The sequence below is a fragment of the Streptomyces sp. NPDC032745 genome (genome assembly GCF_055579465.1).
Genome location: NZ_JBVING010000011.1, coordinates 85,685 through 101,188, shown reverse-complemented (window position 1 = coordinate 101,188; position 15,504 = coordinate 85,685). Strand labels below are relative to the sequence as shown.

Sequence of the window (15,504 nt, the reverse complement as noted above, 5' to 3'; positions counted from 1 at the left end):
GGGTCTCCGTACGCCTGCGCCTGCACCTGCGCCTACGCCCGTGCTTAGGGGTGTTCGGCCAGCGGGAGCAGCTCGACCGTGGGGGCGGGTCGGGTGTGCTCCCGCTGTTCGAGGCCGAAGGTGGTGAAGGCGGTGCGGGTGGGCTGGGGGTAGGGCTCCTTGCCGGTGAGGGTGTTCAGGATGGCGGCGCTGCGCCAGGCGGCGAGGCCGAGGTCGGGGGCTCCGACGCCGTGGCTGTGGCGTTCGCCGTTCTGGACGAAGATGCTGCCGGTGACGGAGGGGTCGAGGATCATGCGGTGCTGTTCGTCGATGCGGGGGCGGCCGGAGGCGTCCTTGCGCAGGTAGGGGTCGAGGCCTGCGAGGAGGTTGGTGAGGGGTCGCTCCTTGTAGCCGGTGGCGAGGACGACGGCGTCGGTGGTGAGGCGGGAGCGGGTGCCTTGCTGGGTGTGTTCGAGGTGGAGTTCGACCTTGGTGGTGGCGACGCGGCCGGCGGTGCGGACGCTGACTCCGGGGGTGAGGACGGTGTCGGGCCAGCCGCCGTGGAGGGTGCGTCGGTAGAGCTCTTCGTGGATGGCGGTGATGGTGGCGGCGTCGATGCCTTTGTGGAGTTGCCATTGGGCGGGGACGAGCTGGTCGCGTACGGGTTCGGGCAGGGCGTGGAAGTAGCGGGTGTAGTCGGGGGTGAAGTGTTCGAGGCCGAGCTTGGAGTACTCCATGGGGGCGAAGGAGGGGGTGCGGGCGAGCCAGGTGAGGCGTTCGCGGCCGGCGGGGCGGGAGCGGAGCAGGTCGAGGAAGACCTCGGCTCCGGACTGGCCTGATCCGATGACGGTGACGTGGTCGGCGCCGAGGATGCGCAGGCGGTTGTCGAGGTAGTCGGCGGAGTGGATGACGGGGACGGTGGGGGCTTCGGCGAGGGGGCGCAGGGGTTCGGGGATGTAGGGGGCGGTGCCGATGCCGAGGGCGAGGTTGCGGGTGTGGGTGCGGCCGAGGGCTTCGGCTTCGCCGTCGGTGTCGAGTTGGGTGTAGTCGACTTCGAAGAGGTCGCGTTCGGGGTTCCAGCGGACGGCGTCGACCTGGTGGCCGAAGTGGAGTCCGGGGAGGCGGCCGGCGACCCAGCGGCAGTAGGCGTCGTATTCGGCGCGCTGGATGTGGAACTGCTCGGCGAAGTAGAACGGGAAGAGCCGTTCCTTGTGCTTGAGGTAGTTGAGGAAGGTCCAGGGGCTGGTGGGGTCGGCGAAGGTGACGAGGTCGGCGAGGAAGGGGACTTGGAGGGTGGTGCCGTCGATGAGGAGTCCGGGGTGCCAGCGGAAGTCGTGGCATTGGTCGTAGAAGGCGGTGGCGAGTTCGGCTGCGCCTTGGTGGGGGAGGCCGTGGGCGAGGGCGGCGAGGGACAGGTTGAAGGGGCCGATGCCGATTCCGACGAGGTCGTGGGGTGCATCGAGCTGGGCGGTCATCGGTGGGTGCTGCCTTCCAGGAGGGTGACGAGGGTGTCCAGGTCCCGCGCGGTGGTGTGGGGGTTGAGCAGGGTGGCTTTGAGCCAGAGGCGGTTGTCGGCGGTGGCGCGGCCGAGTACGGCGTGACCGCCGAGGAGGAGGGTGCGGCGCAGGGCGGCGAGGTGGGTGTCGTCGGTGTGGGTGGGGCGGAAGAGGACGGTGCTGATGGTGGGGGGTGCGTGGAGTTCGAAGTGGGGGTGTGCGTCGAGGAGGCGGGCGAGGTGGTGGGCGAGTTCGCAGGTGCGGTCGATGAGGTGGGCGAGGCCGTCGCGGCCGAGTGAGCGCAGGGTGGCGGCGATTTTGATGGCGTCGGGGCGGCGGGTGGTGCGCAGGGAGCGGCCGAGGAGGTCGGGGAGGCCGGCTTCGGTGTCGTCGGTGGCGTTGAGGTAGTCGGCCTGGTGTGCGAGGGGGGCCAGCAGGGCGGTGTCGGGGACGGCGAGGAGGCCTGCTGCGACGGGTTGCCAGCCGAGTTTGTGCAGGTCGATGGTGAGGGAGTGGGCGCGGGCGAGGCCTGCGACGCGGGTGCGGTGGCGGGGGCTGAGGGCGAGGAGGCCCCCGTACGCGGCGTCGATGTGGAGGTCGGCGCCGTACTGCTCGCACAGGTCGGCGATGGCTTCGAGGGGGTCGATGAGGCCGGCGTCGGTGGTGCCGGCGGTGGCGGTGACGAGGACGGGCCCGCGGGCGGCGGCAAGGGCTTCGGCGAGGCGGTCGGGGTCGAGGGTGCCGGTGGGGGTGGGCAGGGAGGTGGCGGGGGGCAGGCCGAGGAGCCAGGCGGCCCGGGGGATCGAGTGGTGGGCGCTGGCTCCGTGGAGGACGGTCAGGCCGGGTCCGTGGCGTTCGCGGGCGAGGAGCAGGGCGAGTTGGTTGGCTTCGGTGCCGCCGGTGGTGACGAGGGCGTCGGGGTGGGGGGTGTCGTAGAACTCGGCGGCGAGGGTGTGGGTGAGGAGGGCTTCGATGGCGGAGGCGGCGGGGGCCTGGTCCCAGGAGTCGAGGGAGGGGTTGAGGGCGGAGGCGGCGAGGTCTGCGGCGGCTGCGACGGCGAGGGGCGGGCCGTGGAGGTGGGCCGCGCACAGGGGGTCGGCGGGGTCGGCGGCGCCGGCGGCGAGGGTGTGGACGAGGGTCCGGAGCGCCTCGTGGTCGCCGTGGCCCTTTTCGGGGAGTACGTCGCCCAGCGCGGCTTGGACGCGGGCTGCGAGGGCGTCGGGGCCGCCTGCCGGAATCGGCCCGCCGCGCTCCTGGGCTCCGGTGTGCAGGGCTTCGAGGACGGTGTCGAGGAGGGGCCGCAGGGCTTCGGCGCCGGGGCGGCCGCCGGCGAGTGGGTGCGATGGGGTCGGCGGGGTGCCGGGCGGCGCGGTCATGGGGTGTCCTCACGGGAACGGGTCTGCGGCGGGGGGCCGGCCCTGTCGTGGGGTGCCGAGGCCGCTTGGCGGCGGGCGCTGCTGCGGTGACAGCCTGGGGGCCCGACGTGTACAACGATCAGACCCGAATGGGGTAACCGCCGGGATTTGTCCGGATGTTGTTTTCGGCTCGGTGGTGGAGGTCCGGGCCGGGAACGGGACCGGCCGCCGCCCCGGCCGGTTTCGGCGGGGGCGGCGGCCGGGGTGGCGGCTCGGGCGTGGTGTCAGGAGGCGCGGACGCGGAGGGCTCGGGCCAGGTCGTCGAGTTGGTCGACGAGCTTGCGGCGCAGGGCGGGGACGATGGACGGGTCGGTGAGGGCGGTGTGGCCGGCCTCGAGGTTGTCCTCGTCCACGGCGTGGCCGGGGAAGGCGTGGCGGCCCGCGGCTTCGGCGATGGCGGGGCCGCGGCGGGCGCCGAGGGAGATGGCGTCGGCGTAGAAGCGCGGGACGTAGTCCCGTACGAGGTCGGCCTGTTCGGGCTGCCAGAAGCCTTGGGCGGTGGCGCTGAAGAGGTAGTTGGAGAGGGAGTCGTCGTGGAAGAGGCGCTCCCAGGCGGCGGCCTTGGCCTCGGCGGTCGGGAGTGCGGCGCGGCAGCGGGCGGCGCCTTCCTCGCCGGTGGCGCTGGGGTCGGCGGTGAGGGCGGCGTCGATCTCGCGTTCCCCCACGGCGCCGAGGACGGACAGCCGGGCGAGGATGCGCCAGCGCAGTTCGGGGTCGAGTTCGGGGCCGCCGGGCACGGTGTCGTCCTCGAGCCAGGCGGCGAGGGTGTCGGGCTGGGTGGCGGCGTCGATGAGGGCGCGTACGGCGGCGAGCCGCAGCCCGGGGTCGGAGCCGTCTTCGGTGCGCCGCAGCAGGCCGCGGGCGATGAGGGTGAGGGTGGCGAGGGCCTCGGTGCGGTCTTCGGGGGTGAGGTAGCGGTCGGCGATGTGGTGGCGGGCGAAGGCGAGGACGCCCTGGACGATGGCGAGGTCGCCTTCCTCGGGCAGGTGTGCGCCGGCGGTGGCCAGGTAGGCGGTGGGTTCGAGTTCGCCGTCGCGGACCATGTCGCGCAGGGAGTTCCAGACGACGGCCCGGGTGAGGGGGCCGGGGATGGCGGACAGCTTGCGCAGGGCGGTCTCGAGGGAGGAGTCGTCGAGGCGGATCTTGGCGTAGCTGAGGTCTCCGTCGTTGAGGACGAGGAGGGCCGGGCGGGGGCCGCTGACGGAGAGGATCTCGTCGGAGGGGACGTCGACGGTGAGGAGTTCGCGCGGCTCGAGGGTGTTGTCGGGGTCGCGGTCGTAGAGGCCGACGGCGATGTGGTGGGGGCGGGTGCCGCGGTGGTCGACGGTGAGGGTCCAGCCGCCGTGGCTCTCCTCGATGCGGGGGGTGAGGGTGTCGATGCCGGTGGTGCGCAGCCAGATGTCGGCCCAGGCGTGGACGTCGCGGTCGGTGTGGGCGGCGAGGGAGTCGACGAAGTCTGCGAGTGAGGCGTTGGCGAACTTGTGGCGGGTGAAGTGGGTGTTGATGCCGGCGAGGAAGTCCTTCTCGCCGAGCCAGGCGACGAGTTGGCGCAGGGCGGAGGCGCCCTTGGCGTAGGAGATGCCGTCGAAGTTGAGGAGGGCGCTGGCGGTGTCGGGTACGGCGTCGGGGTCGGGGGCGACGGGGTGGGTGGTGGGCCGCTGGTCGGCGTCGTAGCCCCAGGACTTGCGGTTGACGCCGAATTCGGTCCAGGTGCCGGTGAAGCGGGTGGCTTCGGTGAGGGTCTGGTAGCCCATGTACTCGGCGAAGGACTCGTTCAGCCAGATGTCGTCCCACCAGCGCAGGGTGACGAGGTCGCCGAACCACATGTGGGCCATTTCGTGGGCGATGACCATGGCGCGGGTCTGGCGTTCGGTGTCGGTGACGGCGGAGCGGAAGACGAATTCGTCGCGGAAGGTGACGAGGCCCGGGTTCTCCATGGCGCCGGCGTTGAACTCGGGGACGAAGGCCTGGTCGTAGGAGTCGAAGGGGTAGGGCTCGGAGAACTTCTCGTGGTAGCGGTCGTAGCAGTCGGTGGTGACGGAGAGGATTTCCTCGGCGTCTGCGTCGAGGTGGGGGGCGAGGGACTGGCGGCAGTGGATGCCGAAGGGGAGGCCGGCGTGTTCGGTGCGGATGCTGTGCCAGGGGCCGGCGGCGACGGCGGCGAGGTAGGTGGAGATGACGGGGGTGGGGGCGGACTTCCAGATGCCGGCGCCGTCGGTGTCCCGGTTGCCGACGCGCTCGGTGATGCCGTTGGCGAGGACGGTCCAGTGGGCGGGGGCGGTGACGGTGAACTCGAAGACGGCCTTGAGGTCGGGCTGGTCGAAGGCCGGGAAGACGCGCTGGATGTCGTCCATGAACATCTGGGTGTAGACGTACGCCTCGCCGTCCGCGGGGTCGGTGAAGCGGTGGAGGCCTTCGCCGGTGCGGGAGTAGCGCATGCGGGTGGCGATGCGCAGCTCGTGGGGGCCTTCGCCGAGGCCGGTGAGGGGGAGGCGGTTGTCGGCGAGGGCGTCCCGGTCGAGGGGGCTGCCGTCGAGTTCGGCGGAGTGCAGTTCGTCCGGTTTCAGCTCCACGAAGGTGTCCGCGGCGGTACGGGCGGTGAACCGGATGGCGGTCGTGGATTCGAAGGTGTCGTCGCCGCCGGTGAGGTCGAGGGTGACGGCGTAGTGGTGGACGTCGAGGAGCTGTGCTCGGAGCTGCGCTTCGTTGCGCGTCAGTGCGGACATGGGGCCCATGCTGCCCGAAGGGTGGGCCCCGGTCGTCTGCCCTCGCCTACTCTTCGCCCGCAGCGATCGTCTCGTGGTGGCGGATGACCTCGGCGATGATGAAGTTGAGGAGCTTCTCGGCGAATGCCGGGTCGAGTTTGGCGTTCTCGGCGAGCTCTCGGAGCCGGGCGATCTGGCTGGCCTCGCGGGTCGGGTCGGCCGGGGGCAGCTGGTGCTTGGCCTTGAGGTGGCCGACCTGCTGGGTGCACTTGAAACGCTCGGCGAGCATGTGGACGACGGCTGCGTCGATGTTGTCGATGCTGTCGCGCAGGCGGGCCAGCTCGGCGGTGACGTTCTCGTCGATGGCGCCGGTCGCGGCGGCTTCGTCGGGGGCGCTGTTGTTCATGGTTCCCGAGAATACGTGGCGTTCGCGTGTGGTTCCCGGGCGAGCCGGTCCGTGAGACGGACGGGTGTCCGGAAGCCGGTCAGAGCGGCAGGACGGCTGTGACCAGCCAGCCTCCTTCGGGGGCGGGTCCGGCGGTGAGGGAGCCGCCCAGGGCTTCGGCGCGTTCGGCCATGCCGGCGAGTCCGTAGCCGCCGCCGCGGGCGTTGTCGGAGAGGCGGGCGGGGCGGCCTCCGTCGTCGGCGATGCGGATCTCCAGTCCTGCGGGGACGGTGCGCAGGCCGATGCGTACGGCGGTGGCGGTGGCGGCGTGCTTGCCGATGTTGGTGAGGGCTTCGAGGACGATGCGGTGGGCGGTGGCGGCGACGTCGCCGGGGAGCCGGGCGGGGCTCATGCCTGCCCCCGGGGGCTTCCGGGGGCGCTGCCCGTCGGGGCCCGGTGTGGCCGGAAGCCGTTCACGCCGGGGTGGTGGCCAGGCCGGATTTCCAGGCCCAGGCTGCGATTTCCACGCGGTTGCGGGCGTCGAGTTTGGTCTGGACGTTGGCCAGGTGGGTTTTGACCGTGGACAGGGAGACGAACAGTTCGCCCGCGATCTCCGCGTTGGTGCGGCCTCGGGCGACGCACCGTACGACGTCCTGTTCGCGTTCGGTGAGGGGTTCGGCGGGCCGGCGGGCCGCCTGGGCGGTGGTGGCCCGGGGGGTCAGTTCGCGCAGTAGTCGTACGGTGATGGCGGGTGAGACGAGGGAGTCTCCGACGGCCGCCGCGCGGACCGCCTCAACCAGCATCGCCGGGCTGGCGTCTTTCAGGAGGAAGCCGGATGCTCCTCCGTGGAGCGCGGCGTGGACGTACTCGTCGAGGTCGAAGGTGGTGACGATCACGATGCGTGGGCCGTCCCGGCCGGCGAGTCTCCGGGTGACCTCGAGGCCGTCGAGCTTCGGCATGCGGATGTCGAGGAGGAGGACGTCCGGCCGGTGTGCGGCGACGGCCGCGAGCGCGGCTTCGCCGTCGACGACGTCGGCGACGACCTCGATGTCCGGCTGGCTTTCGAGGATCATCCGGAATCCGGTCCTGACCATTTCCTGGTCGTCGGCGATGACCACCCTGATCGCCATGCGCTGCCTGCCCCGCTGTCGCCCGCTGCCTGTGTTTTCCCATGGGACGGGCGGGTGCGCGGGCCCGCAACCGGGCGGGGCCGGGGCGGCGGTGTTCCGGCCGTGTGCCGTTGCGGCCGGCCTTACGTGCGTACGGTGCACCGCGCCTCGTCCTTCCGGCCCGGGTGTACTCGGCCGGAAGGGCGAGGCTGGGGGCTCAGAGGGTCGCGGCCGCGTTCTTGATGGCGGTGGCGAAGGTGGAGACCTCGGTGTAGACGCCGGGGAAGTCGGGCCGGGCGCAGCCCTCGCCCCAGCTGACTATGCCGACCTGGATCCAGGCGTTGTTGTTGTCGCGGCGGAACATCGGGCCGCCGGAGTCGCCCTGACAGGTGTCGACGCCGCCCTGGGGCAGTCCGGCGCAGATCTCCTCGCCGGGGACGAGGTCGCTGCCGTAGGAGCTCTGGCAGCTGGCGTCGGAGACGAAGGGCACGGTGGCCTTCATCAGGTACCGCTGCTGGCCGCCGCCCTCGCGGGTGGCGCCCCAGCCGGCGACGGTGAAGGTGCCGTTGTCGAAGGCCTTGGTGTCGGCGATTTTGAGGGTGGGCAGGTTGATGGGTTTGGCGAGTTTGATGAGGGCCCAGTCCTTGCCCTTGCCGTTGTAGCCGGGGGCCTGGAGGACCTTGGTGGATTTGACCTTGATGGCGCTGGAGCTGTTGAGGTCGACGACTCCGGCGGTGGCGGTGATGGAGGTGTTGTTGCCGGAGCCGCTGACGCAGTGGGCTGCGGTGAGGACGATCTGCTGGGTGTAGAGGGCGCCGCCGCAGCCCATGGAGAGGCGGACCATGAAGGGGAACTCGCCTTGGGCGGCGCGGGTGCCGCCGACCACGGGGGCCTGGGAGGCGTTGGCGGCGCCGGGCTGGAGGCTGACGGCGGCGAGGGCCACTGCGCCGACGGCGAGGGTGCGCTTGATGAGTGCGGCAAGGGTGGACAAGGTCAACACACTGCCTTTCGTGGGGGGTTGGGCCGTGCGCGTCATCGGGTGAATGACACGTACATGTCACACCCATCTCTCATCGGACATCAAGAACGCGTTTTCGGACAATGTGCGGCGCGGGGGGCGGCATGACGAAGAACGGCAGGCACAGCAGCCCGGTCGAGCACGGATTTCCCCATCTCGACACCGTCCGGGCCTCGATCACCGCACTGCTGCGGCGGCTCTCGTACGAGGGGATCCGGGCGTACGACACGAGCTTCGCGCCCGCCGACGCCGCCTTCACCGCCGCCGACGACCTCCACCTCGGCGCGCACCGCGTGGCCTCCGCGATCGTGCGCGCGCTGCGGCTGCCGGATGCCCGGATGGTGGTCTGCTTCCGGGCGATGGAGCAGGCCGCGACCGTGGAACTGACTGCGGGGCCCGAGTACTTCATCGAGGTCAACGACCGCTTCCGCACCCACCGCCGCGATCTGGCCGCCGCCCTGGCCCACGAGGTCACGCACGTCCTGCTGCACCGGCTGGACCTGCGCTTCCCCGCCACCGCCGACAACGAGATCCTCACCGACACCACCGCCGCCTACCTCGGGGCCGGCTGGCTGCTCCTCGACGCCTACCGCGAGGACGAGCTCACCCACCAGAAGCTCGGCTACCTCACCCCCGAGGAGTTCGGGTACGTCCTCGCACGGCGCGCCCTCCTGCCCGGCGGGGGCGAGGACCTCTCCACCTGGTTCACCAGCCCCCAGGCGTACGAGGCGTACGTGCGCGGCCGCGCGCTCGCCGGGCGGGAGCTGCGCCGGGCTCCCCTGGCCGCGGCGGACCGGGCGCAGCGGCGCCGCTACGCCCGGGACCGGCGGGCGGGCGCCGCCGCGCCGGGGGCCTCGTACGGCTTCGAGGAGCACCCGGCGGGGACTCGGGTGAGCTTCCCGTGCCCGGTGTGCGGGCAGCGGCTGCGGCTGCCGGTCCGCGGGCCGGTGCGCGCCCGCTGCGGGCTGTGCCGCACGGTGCTGGACTGCGACACCTGACCGGAGCCGGGGCCCGGCGAACGCGGCGCGGAGGAGGGACAAGATGTCGGCTGAGAGCGGTTCAAGGCGTGACCGGCGTGGGTAGTGATATCCCATCGCACGAGTGAAGGATCCGGCCCCGACCCCCCCGCCAGGGGGCCGGGGCCGTTTCCTGTGCCGGGCCCGTCCGGGGGCTCGGCCCGCCGCTCCCCCGGCGGCGGCTACGCCGGCAGCGGCTCGGCGTGCGAGGACGCCGGTTCGGGGGACACCGCCGTACGCGGCAGGGCCAGGCAGAGCAGTGCGCTGAGCAGGAACCCGGCGGTCACCCAGGGCATGGCGGTGGTCAGTGCGTGCGTGGGGCCGCCGTCGGCGAGGGCGCCGAAGAAGACGCTGCCGATGACGGCCGCGCCCAGGGCGCCGCCGAACTGCTGGGCGGTGGAGAAGATTCCGGAGGCCCCGCCCGCGATGTCGGCGGGGACGGCGGACAGGACGACGTTCACCAGCGGCACGACCAGGAAGCCGAGCCCGGCGCCCGCGACGAGCAGCCCCGGGACGAGCGGCCAGGCCCCGGTGTGCGCGGCGGTGGAGGCGGAGACGGCGTACCAGACCCCCGCGAACCCGCCCGCCATCAGCAGCGCGCCACCGGCGAGGACGAGGCGGCCGAAGCGGACGGCGAGGGCGTCGGCGGCGGGGGCGGTCAGGAAGCTGCCGACGGAGAAGGCGACGGTGACCACGCCGGCCTGCATGGGGGTGTAGCCCTCGCCGCTCTGGAGCCAGATCGCGAAGACCAGGAAGAAGCCCTGCATGCCGACGGCGAAGAGCAGTTGGACGGCGAGGCCGACGGAGAAGGCGGGGAGCCGGAAGGCTCGGGCGGGCAGCAGCGGCACGGTCGCCGTCCCGCGGCGGCGGGCTTCGAGGACACCGAGGCCGATGACGGCGAGGACCCCGGCGGTCAGGCACAGCCAGCCCCACAGCGGCCAGCCGCCCGCCTCGCCCTGGACGAGCGGCAGCACGATGGCGATCAGGGCGGCGGCGAGGACGAGGCTGCCGGCCAGGTCGGGGCGGCCGGCGCCGCGCTCGCGGGTGGCGGGGACCAGGACGGCTCCGGCCAGGCAGGCGGCCGCGGCGACGGGCACGTTGACGAGGAAGATGGACCGCCAGCCCCAGCCGAACAGGTCGGCGTCGGTGAGCAGGCCGCCGAGCAGCAGTCCGACGGCGGCGGCGAAGCCGCCGACGGCCCCGTACATCCCGAAGACGGCGCCGCGCTCCTTGCCCTGGAACAGGGTGCGGAACGAGCCGAGCACCTGGGGCATCAGCAGGGCGGCCATGACGCCCTGCACGGCGCGGGCGGCGATCAGCTGGCCGGGGCTCTGGGCGATTCCGCAGCCGAGGCTGGCGAGGCCGAAGCCGGCGGTTCCGGCGAGGAAGAGGGCCTTGCGCCCGTACCGGTCGCCGAGGTGCCCGGAGACGATCAGGGTGGCGGCGAAGCCGAGCAGGTAGGCGGAGACGAGCCACTGCAGGGCGCTCTGCGAGGCGTGCAGGTCGCGGCCGATGGAGGGGATGGCGACGTTGACGACGGTCACGTCGAGCAGGTCCATGAGCGCGGCGACCATCATGACGACGGCGGCGGCCCAGCGGCGTGGGTAGGGAGTCGGGGACAGGGGCGCGGGGATGGGCACAGGCGTGGGCGTGGGCATGGCAGGCTCCAAAGTCTTTCGTTCGGACGAACGAAAGACTGACATGGAGGCGCGCGTGATCACAACTCTTTCGTTCACCCGAACTAAATACTTGGTACGGTGGATGCCATGAGCGACGAGACGGACCCCCGCCGTGAAGCGGTACTGGCCGAGCTGAACCGCACGGGCCGCGAGACGAGCGCGGCGACCGTGGTGTTCCACGAGGCGGCCGCCGCCAAGCAGGGGCTCAGCGCCACCGAGACGAAGACCCTGGACCTGCTCATGCGGCGCGGCCCGCTCACGGCGAAGGAGCTGTCCCAGCGCTCGGGACTGGCCCCGGCCTCGGTGACGGGCCTGGTCGACCGGCTCGAGCGCAAGGGCTACGTCCGCCGGGCCAAGCACCCGACGGACAAGCGGCGGGTCCTGGTGGAGGCGCTGCCGGAGCGGCTGTCGGAGATCCGGCCGGTGTTCGACGACTGGGCCCGTGAGGTCGCGGAGCTGTGCGACGAGTTCACGACGGCGGAGCTGGAAACCGTGATCCGCTTCCTCCAGGGCTCCAACGCCCGCCAACTGCGCGCGGCGGCCCGCCTGTCGGAGTCCTGAGCCTGCACCCGGACCACTGTGCCCGGACTGCTGCGCCCGGGACTACTCGGCTCCGTAGACCGGGTGCGGGGGTTCGGATTCCGCGAGGAGTTTCGTCGCCGTCTCGCCCGCCTCGGCCGGGGTCCAGCGGGCTCCGCGGTCCGCCGTGGGACCGGGGCGCCAGCCCTCCATCACCGTGATCCGGCCGCCTTCCGCCTCGAAGACCCGGCCCGTGACCCCCGCCGAGGCGTCCGAGCCCAGCCACACCACCAGCGGCGACACGTTCTCCGGGGCCATCGCGTCGAAGGCCCCCTCCCCCGGCTCCGCCATCGTCTCGGCGAACGTCTGCTCCGTCATCCGCGTCCGCGCCGCCGGGGCGATCGCGTTGACCTGGACCCCGTACCGGCCCATCTCCGCCGCCGCGACCAGCGTCATGCCGAGGATGCCGGCCTTGGCCGCGCTGTAGTTGCCCTGCCCGACCGAGCCCAGCAGGCCCGCCCCCGAGGAGGTGTTGACCACCCGCGCCGCCACCGCCCGGCCCGCCTTCGCCTCGGCCCGCCAGTGCGCCGCCGCGTACTTCAGCGGCAGGAAGTGCCCCTTCAGGTGCACCCGCATCACCGCGTCCCAGTCCGCCTCCTCCAGGTTGACCAGCATCCGGTCCCGCAGGAACCCGGCGTTGTTGACCAGCGTGTCCAGCCGGCCGAACGCCGACAGGGCCGCCCCGACCAGCGAGGACGCGCCCTCCGGTGACGCGATGTCCTTGCCGTGCGCCACCGCCTCGCCGCCCAGCGCCCGGATCTCCGCGACCACCTGCCCGGCCGGACTGTCCTCCCCCGGCTGCCCGTCCAGGCCCACGCCCAGGTCGTTGACCACGACCTTGGCCCCCTCCGCCGCGAAGGCCAGTGCGTGGGCCCGGCCCAGTCCCCGCCCCGCGCCCGTCACGATGACCACACGACCCTCGGCAAGTCCCATCTCAGTTCTCCTTGTTGACCGTTGCCGCATCCAGAAACGCCGGGCGCTCCCCGCCCCCGTGCACGAGCAGGCTCGCCCCGCTGACATACCCCGCCCGGCCGGAGGCCAGAAACACCGCCGCCGCCCCGACGTCCTCGGGCTCCGCAAGCCTCCCCAGCGGGACCGTGGCGCCCACGGCCGCGATCCCCGCCTCGTCCCCGTAGTGCAGGTGCGCGAGCTCGGTCCGCACCATGCCCAGCACGAGCGAGTTCACCCGTACCTCGGGCGCCCATTCCACGGCCATGGACCGGGCAAGGTTCTCCAGCCCCGCCTTCGCCGCCCCGTACGCGGCCGTCCCGGGCGAGGGCCGGGTCCCGCTGACGCTGCCGATCATCACCACCGAGCCGTGCGCCTCGCGCAGCAGCGGGTACGCCGCCAGCGAGGCCGTCATCGGTGCCACCAGGTTCAGCTCGACGACGCGCGCGTGCCGCTGCGCCTCCTCCTCCCCCAGCAGCCGGTACGGGGTTCCGCCCGCGTTGTTCACCAGGCAGTCGAGCCGCCCGTACCGGCGCCCGACCGCCTCCAGGAACTCCTGCACGGCGGCCGGATCGCGCAGGTCCAGCGCGGTGAACGCGGCCGCCCGCCCGTCCGCGCACACCGGTTCGCGCGGCGGGCGGCGGGCGCAGACGACGACTTCCGCGCCCGCCCCGAGGAACGACCGGGCGATGCCGGCACCGACGCCGCGGGTTCCGCCGGTGACGACGACAACCCTCCCGTCGAGCTCCATAGGCTGCTACCTTCCTCACCTAACAAATGTTTGGTGGAAAGGTAGCTGATCCTCTCATGGGTGTCTCCACCTCAAGCCCCGGCAAGGGCATCGCACTCGTCACCGTCGACTTCCCGCCCGTCAACGCGCTTCCCGTGCAGGGCTGGTACGACCTCGCCGACGCCCTGCGCGCGGTCGGCCGCGACCCGGAGACCCGGTGTGCCGTCCTGGCCGCCGAGGGCCGCGGCTTCAACGCCGGCGTCGACATCAAGGAGATGCAGCGCGACACCGGCCACGCCGCCCTGATCGGCGCGAACCGCGGCTGCTACGAGGCCTTCGCCGCCGTGTACGAATGCGAGGTACCGGTCGTCGCGGCCGTGCACGGGTTCTGCCTGGGCGGCGGCATCGGCCTCGTCGGCAACGCCGACGCGATCGTGGCGAGCGAGGAGGCGACCTTCGGACTGCCGGAGCTCGACCGGGGCGCGCTCGGCGCCGCCACCCACCTGGCCCGCCTGGTCCCGCAGCACCTGATGCGCGCCCTGTACTACACCTCGCGCACCGCCACCGCCGCCGAACTGCACGCGCACGGCTCGGTGTGGCGGGTGGTCCCGCGTACGGAGCTGCGGGCGGCGGCCCTCGAACTGGCCGCCGAGATCGCGCAGAAGGACGGCTACCTGATCCGGCTGGCCAAGGCGGCCATCAACGGCATCGACCCCGTCGACGTGCGGCGCAGCTACCGCTTCGAGCAGGGGTTCACGTTCGAGGCCAACCTCAGCGGGGTGGCCGACCGGGTCCGCGACACCTTCGGAGAGCCCGCAGAGGGAGAGCCCGCAGGGAAGGAGCGCTCATGACCGACAAGACGATGACCCCCGAAGAGGTGGTCGGGCAGCTGCGCAGCGGGATGACCCTGGGCATCGGCGGCTGGGGGTCGCGGCGCAAGCCCATGGCCCTGGTGCGGGCACTGCTCCGTTCCGAGATCACCGATCTCACCGTGATCTCGTACGGCGGCCCCGACGTCGGCCTGCTCGCGGCCGCCGGCCGGATCCGGGGGCTCGTCGCACCCTTCGCCACGCTCGACTCCATCCCGCTGGAGCCGCATTTCCGGGCGGCCCGCGAGAGCGGCGCCTTCACCCTCACCGAGCTCGACGAGGCCATGTTCATGTGGGGCCTGCACGCCGCCGCGAACCGGCTCCCCTTCCTCCCCGTCCGCGCCGGCCTCGGCTCCGACGTCATGCGGGTCAACCCGGAGCTGCGGACCGTCACCTCCCCCTACGCCGACGGCGAGGAGCTCGTCGCGGTGCCCGCCCTGCGCATGGACGCCGCGCTGGTCCACCTCAACCGTGCCGACCGCCTCGGCAACGGCCAGTACCTGGGCCCGGACCCGTATTTCGACGACCTGTTCTGCGAGGCCGCCGACGCCGCGTACCTCTCCTGCGAGCAGCTCGTGGAGACCGCCGAGCTCTCCAAGGCCGGGCCCCCGCAGTCCCTGCTGGTCAGCCGGCACTCCGTGACCGGTGTCGTCGAGACCCCGAACGGGGCGCACTTCACCTCCTGCGTCCCCGACCACGGGCGCGACGAGGCCTTCCAGAAGCTGTACGCGACCACCCCCTGGCCGGAGTTCTGCGCGCGCTTCCTCTCCGGCGGCAGCGAGCACGCCTACCAGTCCGCCGTCCAGGCCTGGCACGAGGAGCAGAAGTGAGCACAGCGACGGCCGCCTCCCGTGCGGAGTACTGCGTGATCGCCTGCGCCGAGGCCTGGCGCGGCAACGGCGAGGTGCTCGCCAGCCCGATGGGCCTGATCCCGTCGTTCGGGGCCCGGCTGGCGAAGCGGACCTTCTCCCCCGACCTCCTCCTGACCGACGGCGAGGCCCTGCTCGTCGGCCTCGGCGGCGAGGCCGAGGGCTGGCTCCCGTACCGGCGCCACCTCACGATGGTCACCGGCGGGCGGCGGCACGTGATGATGGGCGCCAGCCAGATCGACCGGTTCGGCAACCAGAACATCTCCTGCATCGGCGACTGGGCCCGGCCGGCCCGGCAGCTCCTCGGCGTGCGCGGTGCACCCGTCAACACCCTGAACAACCCGGTGAGTTACTGGGTGCCGAAGCATTCCCCGCGGGTGTTCGTCGAGCGCGTCGACATGGTGAGCGGGGTGGGCTACGACCGCGCCGAGGCGGCCGGGGTGACCCGCTTCCACCGGCTCCCGCGGGTGGTCAGCGATCTCGGCGTCCTCGATTTCACCGGCCCGGACCACTCGATGCGCCTGGCCTCCCGCCACCCGGGCGTCACCGTCGAACAGGTCCTGGCGGCCACCGGGTTCGACCTGGCGGTCACGGGCGAGGTCCCGTACACGCGGGAGCCGACCGCCGAGGAGCTGCGGCTGATCCGCGAGGTGATCGACCCGGAGGCGCTGCGCGACCGGGAAGTGCGGGTCTGAGGCGATGGCGAC

General features: G+C 72.6%; 15 protein-coding genes. 5 read left to right on the top strand and 10 right to left on the bottom strand.

Annotated elements, in window-relative coordinates:
- Positions 1-44 precede the first annotated feature (44 nt).
- The 7 genes from ACZ5WG_RS26840 to ACZ5WG_RS26810 all read right to left on the bottom strand — a co-directional run bounded on the left by ACZ5WG_RS26840 (position 45) and on the right by ACZ5WG_RS26810 (position 8,089).
- The gene (locus ACZ5WG_RS26840; protein ID WP_468726458.1) at positions 45-1,454 is read right to left on the bottom strand and encodes a lysine N(6)-hydroxylase/L-ornithine N(5)-oxygenase family protein; all 1,410 of its coding nucleotides are present in this window, start codon (positions 1,452-1,454) and stop codon (positions 45-47) included.
- A complete protein-coding gene (locus ACZ5WG_RS26835) occupies positions 1,451-2,851 on the bottom strand; it encodes a pyridoxal phosphate-dependent decarboxylase family protein (RefSeq protein ID WP_468726457.1) in 1,401 nt (466 codons plus the stop codon). Before ACZ5WG_RS26835 ends, ACZ5WG_RS26840 begins: the two co-directional genes overlap by 4 nt.
- A gap of 263 nt (positions 2,852-3,114) precedes the next feature.
- Complete coding sequence (gene pepN, locus ACZ5WG_RS26830; RefSeq protein ID WP_468726456.1) at positions 3,115-5,616, bottom strand: aminopeptidase N; 2,502 nt, start codon at positions 5,614-5,616, stop codon at positions 3,115-3,117.
- 46 nt (positions 5,617-5,662) lie between these two features.
- On the bottom strand, positions 5,663-6,001 hold the full coding sequence (locus ACZ5WG_RS26825; protein WP_030292092.1) for a chorismate mutase: 339 nt from the start codon (positions 5,999-6,001) through the stop codon (positions 5,663-5,665).
- 79 nt (positions 6,002-6,080) lie between these two features.
- Positions 6,081-6,392, bottom strand: coding sequence for a sensor histidine kinase (locus ACZ5WG_RS26820; protein WP_468726454.1), 312 nt, complete (start codon positions 6,390-6,392; stop codon positions 6,081-6,083).
- Between the two features lie 61 nt (positions 6,393-6,453).
- Positions 6,454-7,110 carry a response regulator gene (locus ACZ5WG_RS26815; protein WP_468726453.1) on the bottom strand — a complete coding sequence of 219 codons (657 nt, stop codon included), beginning with the start codon at positions 7,108-7,110 and terminating at the stop codon, positions 6,454-6,456.
- A gap of 196 nt (positions 7,111-7,306) precedes the next feature.
- The gene (locus tag ACZ5WG_RS26810; protein WP_468726452.1) at positions 7,307-8,089 is read right to left on the bottom strand and encodes a S1 family peptidase; all 783 of its coding nucleotides are present in this window, start codon (positions 8,087-8,089) and stop codon (positions 7,307-7,309) included.
- Between the two features lie 122 nt (positions 8,090-8,211).
- On the opposite strand from ACZ5WG_RS26810, the gene ACZ5WG_RS26805 reads away from it, so the two are divergent.
- Positions 8,212-9,105, top strand: coding sequence for a hypothetical protein (locus tag ACZ5WG_RS26805; protein ID WP_468726451.1), 894 nt, complete (start codon positions 8,212-8,214; stop codon positions 9,103-9,105).
- A 200-nt stretch (positions 9,106-9,305) separates the two neighbouring features.
- On the opposite strand, the gene ACZ5WG_RS26800 is transcribed toward ACZ5WG_RS26805, so the two are convergent.
- Entirely contained in the window at positions 9,306-10,781 is a 1,476-nt protein-coding gene (locus tag ACZ5WG_RS26800) for an MFS transporter (protein ID WP_468726450.1), read from the bottom strand.
- A 108-nt stretch (positions 10,782-10,889) separates the two neighbouring features.
- On the opposite strand from ACZ5WG_RS26800, the gene ACZ5WG_RS26795 reads away from it, so the two are divergent.
- Positions 10,890-11,363, top strand: coding sequence for a MarR family winged helix-turn-helix transcriptional regulator (locus tag ACZ5WG_RS26795; protein ID WP_468726449.1), 474 nt, complete (start codon positions 10,890-10,892; stop codon positions 11,361-11,363).
- Between the two features lie 42 nt (positions 11,364-11,405).
- Here the strand turns inward: ACZ5WG_RS26795 and ACZ5WG_RS26790 are convergent, their stop codons facing one another.
- The gene (locus ACZ5WG_RS26790; RefSeq protein ID WP_468726447.1) at positions 11,406-12,314 is read right to left on the bottom strand and encodes an SDR family oxidoreductase; all 909 of its coding nucleotides are present in this window, start codon (positions 12,312-12,314) and stop codon (positions 11,406-11,408) included.
- Between the two features lies 1 nt (position 12,315).
- Positions 12,316-13,080 (bottom strand): SDR family oxidoreductase, encoded by a 765-nt coding sequence (locus ACZ5WG_RS26785; RefSeq protein WP_468726446.1) that lies wholly within the window; start codon positions 13,078-13,080, stop codon positions 12,316-12,318.
- Between the two features lie 56 nt (positions 13,081-13,136).
- Here ACZ5WG_RS26785 and ACZ5WG_RS26780 point away from each other — a divergent pair, with 56 nt between their 5' ends.
- The 3 genes from ACZ5WG_RS26780 to ACZ5WG_RS26770 are packed head-to-tail and all read left to right on the top strand — an operon-like array spanning position 13,137 to position 15,492.
- Positions 13,137-13,910 (top strand): enoyl-CoA hydratase family protein, encoded by a 774-nt coding sequence (locus ACZ5WG_RS26780; RefSeq protein ID WP_468726445.1) that lies wholly within the window; start codon positions 13,137-13,139, stop codon positions 13,908-13,910.
- A complete protein-coding gene (locus ACZ5WG_RS26775) occupies positions 13,907-14,758 on the top strand; it encodes a CoA transferase subunit A (protein ID WP_468726443.1) in 852 nt (283 codons plus the stop codon). Before ACZ5WG_RS26780 ends, ACZ5WG_RS26775 begins: the two co-directional genes overlap by 4 nt.
- On the top strand, positions 14,755-15,492 hold the full coding sequence (locus tag ACZ5WG_RS26770; RefSeq protein ID WP_468726442.1) for a CoA-transferase subunit beta: 738 nt from the start codon (positions 14,755-14,757) through the stop codon (positions 15,490-15,492). Before ACZ5WG_RS26775 ends, ACZ5WG_RS26770 begins: the two co-directional genes overlap by 4 nt.
- Positions 15,493-15,504: the final 12 nt, after the last annotated feature.